At 66.4% G+C, this 12,871-nt stretch carries 12 protein-coding genes; 3 read left to right on the top strand and 9 right to left on the bottom strand.

Annotation, left to right across the window (positions count from 1 at the left end):
* Positions 1–10: 10 nt before the first annotated feature.
* The 9 genes from B2747_RS16355 to tal form a co-directional block, all read right to left on the bottom strand.
* Complete coding sequence (locus B2747_RS16355) at positions 11–523, bottom strand: class I SAM-dependent methyltransferase (protein ID WP_291163341.1); 513 nt, start codon at positions 521–523, stop codon at positions 11–13.
* Between the two features lie 234 nt (positions 524–757).
* The gene (locus tag B2747_RS16350) at positions 758–1,780 is read right to left on the bottom strand and encodes a threonine aldolase family protein (RefSeq protein ID WP_291163347.1); all 1,023 of its coding nucleotides are present in this window, start codon (positions 1,778–1,780) and stop codon (positions 758–760) included.
* A 16-nt stretch (positions 1,781–1,796) separates the two neighbouring features.
* Complete coding sequence (locus B2747_RS16345) at positions 1,797–2,783, bottom strand: YihY/virulence factor BrkB family protein (protein WP_291163338.1); 987 nt, start codon at positions 2,781–2,783, stop codon at positions 1,797–1,799.
* Positions 2,737–3,228: a YtxH domain-containing protein gene (locus B2747_RS16340; protein ID WP_291163335.1), complete on the bottom strand. Its 492-nt coding sequence runs from the start codon at positions 3,226–3,228 to the stop codon at positions 2,737–2,739. The genes B2747_RS16345 and B2747_RS16340 overlap by 47 nt, the downstream gene beginning before the upstream one ends.
* A gap of 111 nt (positions 3,229–3,339) precedes the next feature.
* The gene (locus tag B2747_RS16335) at positions 3,340–4,758 is read right to left on the bottom strand and encodes a class II fructose-bisphosphate aldolase (protein ID WP_291163332.1); all 1,419 of its coding nucleotides are present in this window, start codon (positions 4,756–4,758) and stop codon (positions 3,340–3,342) included.
* 105 nt (positions 4,759–4,863) lie between these two features.
* Positions 4,864–6,252: a glucose-6-phosphate isomerase gene (locus B2747_RS16330; RefSeq protein WP_291163329.1), complete on the bottom strand. Its 1,389-nt coding sequence runs from the start codon at positions 6,250–6,252 to the stop codon at positions 4,864–4,866.
* A complete protein-coding gene (locus B2747_RS16325) occupies positions 6,249–7,070 on the bottom strand; it encodes an MBL fold metallo-hydrolase (RefSeq protein ID WP_291163326.1) in 822 nt (273 codons plus the stop codon). Before B2747_RS16325 ends, B2747_RS16330 begins: the two co-directional genes overlap by 4 nt.
* Before the next feature lie 5 nt (positions 7,071–7,075).
* Positions 7,076–8,563, bottom strand: a complete 1,488-nt coding sequence (pyk, locus tag B2747_RS16320) for a pyruvate kinase (RefSeq protein WP_291163323.1) — start codon at positions 8,561–8,563, stop codon at positions 7,076–7,078.
* A gap of 49 nt (positions 8,564–8,612) precedes the next feature.
* The gene (gene tal / locus B2747_RS16315; RefSeq protein ID WP_291163321.1) at positions 8,613–9,737 is read right to left on the bottom strand and encodes a transaldolase; all 1,125 of its coding nucleotides are present in this window, start codon (positions 9,735–9,737) and stop codon (positions 8,613–8,615) included.
* 334 nt (positions 9,738–10,071) lie between these two features.
* Here tal and B2747_RS16310 point away from each other — a divergent pair, with 334 nt between their 5' ends.
* From B2747_RS16310 to B2747_RS16300, 3 genes are all read left to right on the top strand, one after another.
* Positions 10,072–11,379, top strand: coding sequence for a S41 family peptidase (locus tag B2747_RS16310; protein WP_291163318.1), 1,308 nt, complete (start codon positions 10,072–10,074; stop codon positions 11,377–11,379).
* A gap of 129 nt (positions 11,380–11,508) precedes the next feature.
* Positions 11,509–12,285 carry a hypothetical protein gene (locus B2747_RS16305; protein ID WP_291163315.1) on the top strand — a complete coding sequence of 259 codons (777 nt, stop codon included), beginning with the start codon at positions 11,509–11,511 and terminating at the stop codon, positions 12,283–12,285.
* 76 nt (positions 12,286–12,361) lie between these two features.
* Positions 12,362–12,862, top strand: a complete 501-nt coding sequence (locus tag B2747_RS16300) for a pilus assembly FimT family protein (protein WP_291163313.1) — start codon at positions 12,362–12,364, stop codon at positions 12,860–12,862.
* The last annotated feature ends 9 nt before the right edge of the window (positions 12,863–12,871 follow it).

The following is a 12,871-nucleotide window of genomic DNA, read 5'->3' as shown; positions in this document are numbered from 1 at the left end:
GCCAGCTTTTTCAGCATCCTGCTATGCCCATCTGAAACACGGCGAGCCCCCCGGGACGCAGTATTCGAACGAACTCCGCCACATATGCCAACGCCGGAGCAGGCGGCACATGCTGTAGCGTGATGTTGCTGTAGATAAAGTCGAAGGACGCATCGCCGAACTGCCTGAGGTGAGGCTGGTCGTTCACCACGTACCGCACGCGACCTGCGTGAGCATTGAATCGTTCTGCGGCTTCGATCATGGTGCTCGAAATGTCTACACCAACTGCCCGGTCAAAATGCTCCGCAAGCGCCTGTGTGAGCCGGCCGACTCCGCAGCCGAAGTCGAGAGCGTCCGCCGTGCGTTGAGCGGGAGACAGACCGCGGACGTAGCCCATGACTTGATCGACTTCACCCTTTCCGTGTGCGAAGAACTCTTCGGGGTCCCACTTGCCGCCACGTCGCCGGTGATCCGTGAACACTGCATACATCGGATCGTCGCGGCCGGCGTCTTCGAACGTGCGCTTGACGTGGGCGAGGCTCATGCGCTGCCCCGCTCACGAGGCTCAACGAAGCGCAGAAGGGTGTCTCCCCCCCCCCCGAAAAATGACCATGTTGAAGTTTCTCCAGATTGACATGAATGAGTTGCTGCGCTTTACACCGCGACCAACCGGATCCTCTTGAATTCCTAGCACACCCATAATGTCCTGACGTTCCCTATGCCGTCAAGTGATTACTTCAATGCGAGCTCGGCGTTCGTCCCACATGTGCCGGCGGCATTACATGGTCTCCAGTACTTCCGCCAACACACGCCCCGCCTGCACCACGCGCTCCATCGGCGCATCGAGATGCGTCACCGCGCGCACACGTGACGCATGCCACATGGACAGGCGCAGCCCGCGCGCTGCAGCGGCATTCACCACCTGCTCACCACACGGCGTCGGCAGATCAATCATCACGATGTTCGTATCCGGCGGGACCACACGCGCACCACCGGCGCCATCCACCGCGGCAGCCAACACGCGCGCGGCCTCGTGGTCATCGGCCAGTCGCTCGAGGTGATGCGTGAGGCCATGCAGCGCAGCCGCCGCCAATACCCCACTCTGCCGCATGCCTCCACCAAAGCGCTTGCGCGCGCGGTGCGCCTGGACAATGACATCTGACGGACCCACCAGACAGGCACCCACCGGCGCGCCCAGTCCCTTGCTGAACGACACCACCACCGTGTCCGCACAATCGGCGAACGCCGCCAACGCTGTGCCCGACGCCACCGACGCGTTCCACAGCCGCGCGCCATCGAGATGCACCGGCAGCCCCGCCTCGCGCGCCACATCACGCAGTGCGCGCAACTCGTTCAGCGGCGTGATGGCGCCACCTGCCCCATTGTGCGTGTTCTCGAGGCACACCAGACTCGGCTCCGGCGCATGAATGCTGGGCAGTCGCAGCGTGGCCCGCAGATCGGCGGCGCGCATGACCGCACCTGTGGACGGACGTACGAGCCGGCTCTGGACACCACAGAGTCCGGCAACCGCCGCGATCTCCCAGTGATACACATGCGCCTCGGCATCACACAACAACTCCGTACCCGGTCGCGTGTGCACCCAGATGGCCGCTTGATTGGCCATACTGCCACTCGGAAAAAACAGCGCGCGCTCCTTGCCCAGTCGCTCGGCCACCATGGCCTCGAGCGCGCGGGTCGTCGGGTCACCGTCCAGCACATCGTCGCCCACTTCGGCGTTGGCCATGGCCTCACGCATGGCGCGCGTCGGACGCGTCACGGTGTCACTGCGCAGATCCAGCACAGACTCGGACGCGATTTCAGGAGCTACGCTTGCGGGACTCACGAATGGTCTTGGCGGGAGGAGCTGGAGTTGGCGACGGCTTGCGCGGCAAGTCGGCACGCTTGAGCGCCGCGATTTCACGGCGTCTCAGGTCCCAGGCCTGCGCGGTCTCGCCGCCAATGAGAAAGAGAAAGGCGCCGTAGTAGGTCCAGAACACCACGGCGACAATGGCGGCAATCGTGCCCGTGTACAGCGAGCCGGGATTCGCGGTGCGCACCACCAGCGAGAAGGCGTGGCGAGCCAGTTCGAACAGCACCGCCGCCGTGGCCGCGCCCACAGCCGCTACCGGCACCGCCGGCCGCTGACGCGGCAAGCCGCGATACAGCGCATAGAAGAGCAGAAACACCAGCCCCACCGCCAGCAGTCGGCCGAGCAGATAGCCCACACCACTCATGGCCGATTCGCGAAGTCCCACTTCGCGCAACACCGCCAAGCCGCGTGTGGTGGCCAAATCGAGATAGGCCGAGAACACCACGTACACCACCACGGCCACCGTGGTGACCAGTGTGGCGGCAAAGTCGAATACCTTGCCCACGACAATGCTGCGGTCTCCACTGTCGAACACCAGCGCCAGGGTGCTGCGCAGCGAACCGAACAGCCGCGTGGAGAACCACGCGAAGGTGATAGCCGAGTAGATCGTGACGGCACCGCGGGTCGACAGCACGTCGGTCACGATGTCGCGCACGAGCCCGGTGATCATGGGCGCGTCACTGGGCAGCAGCCGTTCAATGAGGCGCGTGACGGTGTTCGCCGCCTCTGCGGTTTCGTTGCCCAGCAGAAATGACAGGCCGGCCACCAGCAACAACACGAAGGGGACGAGCGCCAACAAAATGTTGAACGCCAGTCCCCCCGCGAGAAACGGGACGTTGTCCTCCGCGCCCTGATTCCAGACGCGGCGGACAATATCCCACCAGGGCTCAGCCCTCTGCCGGATGCTCGTCAGCGGGTGGCTCCTGCCGGGCACGTGTGGACACATCATCGGTGCGCACGCGGTCGGTGTACGCGCGGCGCGCATCGGAGTAGGCCCGCTTGGTATCCGCCACCGCGCGTTCAATGTCTCGGCGCGCTTCAGCGGCCGCCTCGCGGCCCGCGTCCACCGCATCGCTCACGGCCTGCACGCGTGAGTTGACCGCGCCCTTGGCCCGGTCAACACGGCGATCCACCGCGGCCCGCGCGTCTTCCGCCTTGTCGGCCAGCCGTTCGCCGAACTCGTCGGTGACTTCGCGCACACGCCGGCCAGCGCGACGCGCTTCACGCGAAATCCGCTCCCGTGTTTCACGGCCGCTGGCAGGGGCAAACAGCAGCGCCGCGCCGGCACCAATAGCCAGACCCAGCAGGAGCATGCCCACACCGTTTCCGCCGCCCTGCTCCACGACCACCAGACGCTCGTCGTCGTAATCCCGTGCCATCTCGCACCTCCGGTGCTGTTGTGTCCAGGACGATCACTACAGGACGATCACTGCACGAATCCACCAGCTGCAGTTGGCTGGTTCGTCCACCAGCCAACTGCCTACCCCGATTCAGTCGGAAAGGTCCGCGTCGTCGGGGGCGGCCACGATGGTCGACGCGCCGTCCGGGAAGGGCCGACGCTGCTCCGGCACCGTCACGAACTGCTGCACGGCCTTGGCCGTGCCACCAATGGCCAACTGCGTGAAGAGGAACTCGAACTTGGCATCGTAGGCCGCCCCAAGCTTGGCGCGCAATTCAGCCGGCAGCGCCCACAGCTTCTTCTTGAACGGACCGATGGCCTTCTTGCGCGTCTTGTAGTAGAACTGCGCGTCGCTGTCGGTGGCCTTGCGTTCGTCCTTCGCGTTGGCGTCGAGCCAGGCGTAGACCTCCTGCAGCAGATCCTGCGGCAGGTGATCGAACATGATGTTCTGGAAGTTCGTGGCCAGGTGAATCTCGGCCGTCTCCCGCTTGGGGAAATTGTTGAACGCCGCGTCCGGCAGCGTGGACGCGCCGTGCTGCACCGCGCCGGCCATGCCGTAGCGATCGCGGGCGATCTTGCTCAGCGTCTCCAGCGTGTCGAGATCGAGCGCCACGTCGGCAATGCTGCCATCGGGCAGCACGACACCGCCATGCGAGGTGCCCGACTGCACCGAAATCTTGGACAGACCCGCCATGCCCGGCGCTTCTGCCGCCAGCGTGGCGTTGAAGCCCTCCATGAAGGCCTCGAGTTCCTCGGGCGTGCTGTTCTCCGTGCCCACTTCGCCGATTTCACCACCGATGCTGATGGTGACGCCCTTGGGCTCGGCCGCGCGCACGAAGCGCGTGATGTCCACGCAGACTTCGTAGTTGAGGCGCTGCTGCTCGGCCAGCGTGGCCTTGGACAAGTCCACCAGCGTGGACGTGTCCACGTCGATGTTGTAGAAGCCCGCCGCCACGGCCTCCGTGACCAGCGCCTTGACGGCGTTCACTTCGGTGACCGGATCCACGGCGTACTTCTTGTGGTTGACCTGGAAGTGGTCGCCCTGGATGAACACCGGGCCGCGGAAGCCTTCACGCAGCGCGGCGCCCAGCATGACCGACACGTACTCTTCGGGCCGCTGCTCGGTGTAGGCAATTTCCGAGCGCGCGATTTCGAGGATGAAGGCACCGGCCTCCATCTTGTTGGCCGTGCGGAAAATGGCGCGCGCGGTGTCGTAGGCCATGGCGCGCACATTGATGGCGGGCACCGTGAAGCCCCCGCACTTGCCCGCGCCACGCGCCAGATACAGCTCGTGAATGGACGCCGCCCGCACGCCGACGATTTGTCCGATCTCCCACAGCAGCCAGCGCGCAAAGCGCTTGTCGCTGTCCGAGCCGAACACGGCCTGATGCACCAGCGGATCGAGGCGGGACGTGGCCAGGGCCGCGGTATCGTGCACCTGCACCGTGCCGTTGGTCACCGAAACAGCGCCGCCGAGCAGCGTCGCCGAAGTGGTCGAAGTAGCCGTCATGGGAATTTCAGGAGTCGGGAATGGGGCGGGCGAACCCGGGTAAGTTCCCACCGGGCCGTTGGCCACGGCAAGGGTTGCGCCCCTGAAAATGCGAGGGATTTCCCCTCAGAGCTGAAATCGCGGGTCCGGGTGCGGCAAGGCATCCCACTCGGCACGCGCGGCCTCACTGCCCGCACGGCCCAGCATGGCGTAGGCGAACTGCTTGCCCAGCTCCACACCGGGCTGGTCGAAGGCATCAATGCCATACAGCGCGCCGGCATAGGCCGTAGCCAGCGCAAAGGTCTGCATCAGCGCCCCCATGTGCCAGGCATCCACGGCGTCCACCGTGAGCGTGGCGTTGAGCCGACCGCGCGCCGCGAGGGCGCCGGCGGTGGCCCGCTGCTCGATGTCCAGCAACTCGCCCAGCGTGTGACCCGCCAGATAGCCCAGCTCGGGGATGTCGGCGTGCCGCGCGGGAATGGGGCCCTCCTGCGTGCGACCACGCACGGCCACGAAGGTCACGGTCTTGTCGCGCGGCCCCTCCATGAACAACTGCACCTGCGAGTGCTGATCGGTCGCGCCAAGTGCCGGCAGCGGCGTGGGACCCACCGAACGGCCATCGGGTCCGATCTTGCCCAGCGATTCCGCCCAGAGCTGCACAAACCACAGCGCGAGATCACGCAGCGGATCGGCGTAGGGCATGAGCACCTGCACATGCCGTCCATGTCTGGTATCGGCCAGCCACTGCAGCACGGCAAAGGCGCCCGGCAGGTTGCTGCCGAGTGACGGGTTGGCTGCCTCTGATGTGACATGCCCCGCGCCAGCCAGCAGTGCCCGCACATCAATGCCCAGCAGGGCGGCGGGCAGCACACCCACCGGCGAGAGCACACTGAAGCGTCCGCCCACGTTGGCCGGAATGTCCACCGTGCGCACACCCTCGGCATTGGCAATGGCGCGCAGCGCACCCTTGGCCGGATCGGTCACGAACACCACGTGCTCGCGGGCCTTGGCTTCACCCAAGGCTAGGGCCAACGCCTCACGCACGATGAGGTACTGCGCCATGGTTTCCACGGTGCCACCCGACTTGCTCACCACCAGCACCAGTGTGTTGGCCAATGACAGGCGCGCAAGCACGGCGGCAATGCTGGCCGGATCCACGTTGTCGAGCACATGCAGACGAGGCTTGCCGCCACGCTGCTCGGCGGTGAGTGCGTTCCACTGCGGCGCGCAGAGCGCGGTGCGCAGCGCAATCGGCCCCAGAGCCGAGCCGCCGATGCCCAGCAGCAGCACATCGGTGAAGCGTCCGTCTGCCCACGTGGCTACGGCCTCCGACTGCGCCAGCAAAGCCGTGTTGTTCGGCAGCGTGAGAAAGCCCAGGTCGTCCGTGCGCGCATGCACCGCTGCGTGTGCCGCAGCAAACGGCGCCGCGGCGTTCTCCCATTCAGACAACGTGATGCCCTGCCCCGCGGGCAGGGCCGCGGCCATCATGTTGGTGAAGTCGAGATTGAGACTCATGACGCGGGCTCCCGTGATGACACAGCGTGTGACGGCGAATGATCCAGATCCACGACGAGGCCGTCGTACGCGGGCATGATGCCCGCCGGCAGCTCAGCCTCGAGCGCGGCGTGTGCGTTGTCGTGCGTGAGATGCGTGAAGTACGTGCGCTCGGCACCCACCTGCTGCGCCGTGGCAATGGCCTCGGCAATGGAGAGATGCGTGGGATGCGGACGCCGCAGCAGGGCATTGAGCACCAGCACACGCACCCCGCGCAGCGCAGCCATGCTGGCGGGCGGGATTTCCTTGGCGTCGGTGATGTACGCCATGTCGCCCACGCGAAAACCCAGTACCGACGCCCGGCCATGCGGCACAGCCAGCGGCAGTACCTCCACATTCCCCACGGCAAAGGTCTCGCCGGCACGAACTTCTATTGGCAGGCCTTCGGGCCGCGTGGTGCCGGGCAGCGGACGGAACGCCGCGTCAAACACGTACGGAAAGCGACTGCGCAGCGTGTCCAGCGTGGGCGCCTCGCCGTACAGCGGCAGCGGCCCGCTGCGCCGCACCGTCAGCGCCCGCAAATCGTCGATGCCGTGAATGTGATCGGCATGCTCGTGCGTAAAGAGCACCGCGTCCACATGTCCGATACCCGCCGCCACCAGCTGCAGGCGCAGTTCCGGTGGCGTATCAATCAGCAGCCGCGTGCCGTCGTTGGTTTCGATGACGGCGCCGCAGCGCGTGCGGCGGTCCCGCGGATCGCCGCTGGTGCACACGGCGCAGCGACAGCCGATCTGCGGGACGCCAAAGCTGGTCCCCGTGCCGAGAAAGGTGAGGCGCACCCGCCTCAGACCGTCTCGACCTTGAGCAGGTTGGTGGTGCCCGGTACGTCGAACGGCACCCCCGCGGTCACCAGCACCCGGTCACCCTTGGTGACAAGGTTGAGGTCGAGCGCTTCGCGCAGCGCCATGGCCACCATGTGATCGTAGCCGCGCGCCGTGGGCACCAATCGCGGTACCACGCCCCACACCAGCGACAACTGCCGGCACACACGCGGCTCGTCGGTGAGCGCCAGAATGGGCACCGAGGGACGATGCGAGGCCACGATACGTGCCGTAAACCCGCTCTTGGTGAAGACCACCACCAGCGGCGCATCCATCATGCGCACGGCAGCCACCGTGGCGGCCGCAATGGCCTCCTCGGTGTTCACGCCGCTCACATCACGGCGCTCGGAGCGCTTGAGCGTACCGGGGCGCGGACGCGTTTCGATTTCCTTGATGATGCGGCGCATGGCCTCCACGGCCAGCCGCGGATAGTGCCCAGCCGCCGTCTCAGCCGAAAGCATGACCGCGTCGGTGCCGTCGAGAATGGCATTGGCCACGTCGCTGGCCTCCGCGCGCGTGGGGCGCGGATTGTCGATCATCGACTCCAGCATCTGCGTGGCCGTGATCACCGGCCGGCCCATGCGGTTGGCGGTGGCAATGATGTGCTTCTGCGCGTACGGCACTTCCTCGAACGGCAGCTCCACGCCCAGGTCACCACGCGCCACCATCACCGCGTCGGTGGCGCGCATGATGTCCTCAATGTTCTCGAGCGCCACGTCCTTCTCGATCTTGGCCACGACCAGCATGGTGCGCGGAATGAGCGCCCGCATTTCGTCGATGTCCTGCGCGCGGCGCACAAAGCTCAGCGCCACCATGTCCAGCTCGTGCTCCACGGCAAAGGCGAGATCGGCCTTGTCCTTGTCGGTAAGCGACGGCGCCGACACGGCAATGCCGGGCAGGTTCATGCCCTTGTTGCTGGTGAGCGTACCACCATGCACCACCGAGGCCCACACCCGCGGGGCCTCCACACGTGTCACCACGAGCTCGAACAATCCGTCGTTGATGAGCACGCGGTTGCCCACGTTGACGTCGTGACAGAGATCGGCGTAGGTGATGGGAATCTCGTCGCCGCTGGCCACGGCCTCGGGCACCAGCACCACCGTGGCACCAACCTCGAGCTCGCGCGGCGCGCCGAGCGCGCCGATGCGGATGCGCGGGCCCTGCAGGTCGGCCAGGATGGCCACCGGCCGACCCAGCTGCGTGGCCACATCGCGCACCGTGGCAATGGTGCGCGCGTGCTGCTCGTGTGTGCCGTGCGAAAAATTGATGCGTGCGACATCGAGGCCGGCCTCGACCAGCGCACGCACACCCTCGGGCGTGTTGCTGGCTGGGCCAAGCGTGCCCACGATCTTCGTGCGCGGCACATGCGTGCGCACGAAGGTGCTGCTGCTATTGTCCTGCGCGCCTGCAGGTGACGTGGCGCGCTCGGGTCCGGTACGGGGGATGGTCATTCGGGGTGGTGGATGCGATAAGGGATGGCGGAACGCGAGGCGTTCGCCGTCACGACGCGGCCAGCGCCGCGCGTTTGCGCGCGAGACCCGCCAGCAGCGTCACAAAAGACTGTTCAAACGACGCGAGCCCCTCGGCCAGCAGCGTATCGGTGACCTGCTGCAGGGCCACGCCATTGGCTTCCAGCGCAGCCAGCGTGCGCTCGGCCTCGGCCACTCCTTCGGTGACCGACTGACGCACTTCGCCATGATCGCGGAAGGCTTCGAGCGTGGCCGGCGGCAGCGTGTTGACCGTGTCGGGGCCGATGAGCTCTTCCACGTAGATCACGTCGCGATACGCCGGATTCTTGGTGCTCGTGCTGGCCCAGAGCGGACGCTGCACGCGCGCGCCACGCGCAGCCAGCGCGTCCCAGCGTGAACCGGAGAACGACGCGGAGAAGAGGCGATACGCGAGCTTGGCGTTGGCAATGGCGGCCTTGCCCTGCAGCGCCAGCAGCGTGCCGGCACGCGACGCATCGGCTGCGGCCATCTGCCCCAACTGCTTGTCGATGGCCGAGTCCACACGGCTTACGAAGAACGAGGCCACGGAGGCAATGCGATCGATGGGCAGACCGGCAGCTGCGCGCTGCTCGAGACCCGCGAGGTAGGCCTCAATGACGCGAGCATGTGCCTCGACGGCAAAGAGCAGCGTGACATTCACGTTGATGCCATCGGCAATCAGCTGACGGATGGCCTCCGCGCCTTCGACCGTGCCCGGCACCTTGATCATGAGGTTGGGCCGATCGACAATGGCCCACAGGCGCCGCGCCTCGGCCACGGTACCCGCCGCATCGCGCGCAAGGTCGGGCGAGACTTCGAGGGACACGTAGCCGTCGACGGCCGCCGTCCGCTCATAGACACCACGGAAGGCATCGCAGGCATTGCGCACATCGGTGGCCGCCAGCGTGAAGAAGGCCTCGCGATCCGAGGCTGCCGTATCCACCGTAGCCAGCTGCTCGTCGTACGCCGCACCCTCAGCCAGCGCCTTCTCGAAAATCGTCGGGTTGGACGTCATGCCGGTGAGGGCGTCCTCGGCGATGCGACGCGTAAGGTCCCCATTGGCGAGCATGACACGATCGATGTAGTCGAGCCAGAGGGATTGGCCGGCGTTGTGGAGCGCGTGCAGTCGAGTCGACATGAGTTCGGAGAAAAGCGGCGGAAGAACAGCGAAAAGGCAGCGTTGGGTGAGGCTACAACCTTTCACGATAACGATTTGTCCGGACGGGGTGCGAGAGGGTGGCGGGCTGTTTCAGAAAACGTTCACGACTTTTTTGTCACGACCTGGCCTTGCGCGAAACCTGGAAGGGGGGTCGGATAGTAGGATGAGGACTATGTCACGTCGCCTTTCAGCGCTCTTCGGTGTCCCACTCGTGCTTTTGGGGTGTCGAACCGTACCGCCGTCCCAGACTCACGCGTCCGAACCGGCCCCTGCGGCGTCCGCTGCCCTGCCCCCGCTGCCTGCTGCCTGCGGCGTGAGCGCGGCCGATGCCGCCTCGCGCGCCGTTGAACCAGCCGGCAATGCGGTGGCCATCTTCGACACCGCCTGGGGCATCATTCGGCGGACGCACTGGGACACCACCTACAACGGGGTCAACTGGGTCGCGCTGGGCGACACCCTGCGCCCGCGGGCCGCGGCCGCGCGCACCCGCGGCGAACTGCGGCTGGTGCTCAGTGACATGTTGAGCCGGCTGCGTCAGAGTCATTTCTCCATCATCCCGCAGGAGTCGGCTGACGCCACCGGCGCGGGTTCCGGTTCCGGCGCCCCCGGACGCAGCGGCGGTGATCAGCCGGGCTGGCTGGGCTTTGAAACGCGCCTTCTGGACGGCGCCATGGTGGTGACGCAGGTGGACACCGGCGGGCCGGCATGGCACGCGGGTGTGCGCACCGGATGGGTGCTGCAGGCCGTGAGGGGTTGTCCCACGGCCGCGCGTGTGGCGCGCCTGCCGGCCTCGCTCGAGCCGCGTCGCCGCGCGCTCATGGCCTCGCAGATGCTGAACCGCAGTCTCAGCGGCAGCGCCGGCGACACCGCGCAGCTCAGCTTTGCCGATGCGCGCGACGTCACGCGCGACCTCACGCTCGTGCAGCAGGCCTTTCCCGGCAGCATAGCCAAGTTCGGCAATCTGCCGCCCATGCCCGCGCAGCTCGAATGGAGTCGGGTCAAGCAGGACGGCCGGACCGTGGGCGTCATTCGCTTCAACGTGTGGATGCCCGTGCTCTCACCGGCCTTCGACGCCGCCATGGACTCGCTGCGCAGCAGTGATGCCATCGTGATTGACGTGCGCGGCAACCTGGGTGGCGTGGGCGGCATGTCCATGGGCATCGCCGGACATTTCCTCGACACGAGCGTGGCCATTGGCGTCATGACGCAGCGCACGTCGAACCTGCGTTTCGTGGCCAACCCGCGTCGCGTGAACGGACAAAACCAGACGGTGAAGCCATTTGCCGGTCCGCTGGCCATCGTGGTGGACCCGCTGTCGGCCAGCACCACCGAGATCTTTGCCGGTGGGCTGCAGCTCCTCAAGCGAGCCACGGTGTTCGGCACGCAGTCGGCCGGACAGGCGCTCCCCTCGGTGCCTGAGCGGCTGCCCAATGGCGACATCCTGTATCACGCCATCGCGGACTTCGTGGGCCCCACCGGCAAGCCGGTGGAAGGCGAAGGGGTGATCCCCGACCGCGTGGTGCCGCTTACTCGCCCCGAACTCATCAAGGGACGGGATGCCGCCCTCGATGCGGCGCTGCGCTGGGCCGCAGGTCAGGCCGCGCGCCCGATTGTGCCTTGATGGTCAGTACCGTGTAGTACCGCAGGTCGCTTCACCGCAGGTCGCTTCACCGCAGGTCGCAATCCCGCACCTCAGTGGTCCCGCAGGTTTCGATTCCTCCCAAGACGGAGTTTCCCGACGATGCAGTCCATGCGTTCTTTCCGCTCGACCCGCACGGTGGCCCGTGGCACCGCGCTGATGTTTGCCACGCTTGTCCTCGGCAGCACGCGCCTTTCGGCGCAGGCTTTGCCGTCTCCGGCAGATGTCATCAGCAAGCATGTCGCGGCCATTGGCGGCAAGGCCGCGATCGAGAAGGTCACGTCCATCCGCCAGATCGCCCAGATGGAGATGCCGTCCATGGGGATCACGGCCGAGGCCGACTTCGCGATTGGTGCGCCCAACCGCATGGCCACGAAGATCACCATCCCGCAGATGGGTGAGATGATCACCGGCACCGACGGCACCATCGCCTGGTCATCCAATCCCATGCAGGGCTCGCGCCTCATGGAAGGCAAGGAGCTCGAGCAGATGCGCGAGCAGGCCGATCTCACCGGCAGTCTGATGTTTCCGGCTGATCGCTTCTCCTCGATGACCAACGAAGGGGTGGTGGACTTCGCCGGCGAGAAGGCCTACAAGATCAAGATGGTGCGCAAGGGTTCGGGCAACGAAAGCTGGCAGTACTTCTCGCTCGCCTCGGGTCTCAACATCGGCAGCGAAAGCACGACCACCTCGGAGATGGGTACGCTGCAGACCACCACGATCGTGAAGGACTACAAGGACTTCGGCGGCATCAAGTTCCCCACGCGCAGCGAAGCCAACATGGGCCCGCAGGCCATGGTCATCACCATCAAGGACGTGCAGCTCAACAACGTGCCGGCCAATGCCTTTGCCGTGCCGGCGGCCGTGCAGCCCCTGATCAAGAAGTAAGTGGTGCAGTAGGCTGTGACGACACGGGCTCGGCCCGTTTGTTGACAAGGGCGGGCGGACACCGAGATTGTGCGGGGTGTCCGCCCGCCTTGCTTCCTCCCTGCGGTACTGCACGCATTCCGCACCGCGGCATGCGGCCCGCGCCGGCGTCACCCTGTTCGAGCTGCTGGTCGTGCTGGCCATTCTGGCCATTGTCACTGCGGCCGTGGTGCGTCAGCAATTGCCCCCGGCGCCCGCCGATCGCCGCGAGCAGGCGGCCGACCTCGATGCGCTCGTGGACAGCGCCCGTCAGCTTGCCACAAAACAGGCGGTGACCGTCGCCTTGCGCGTGTACGACGACGGCCTCTGGAGCATTGTGGTCCCTGGCCAGACGGAACCGCTGGCCGCCGGCACGCTGGATGTGCGCGGTATTGGCGCCCTGCAACTCACGGTCGACCCGCTCGGTGCCTGTCGCCCCGTTGGCAAATGGTCCGTGAAGCGCGAGGGCACGGCCACCGTGTGGGACGCCACCCGCTGCCGCTGGCGCATGCCGCGTGCCGGCGAGTCCACCGCGGGCACCAGAGCGCCGACCACATGAGCGTAGCTG

Source organism: Gemmatimonas sp. UBA7669 (assembly GCF_002483225.1).
In the GTDB taxonomy this organism is placed as follows: Bacteria; Gemmatimonadota; Gemmatimonadetes; order Gemmatimonadales; family Gemmatimonadaceae; genus Gemmatimonas.
Note: the sequence above shows the minus strand (reverse complement) of the source record. Positions and strands in the feature narration are given on the sequence as shown.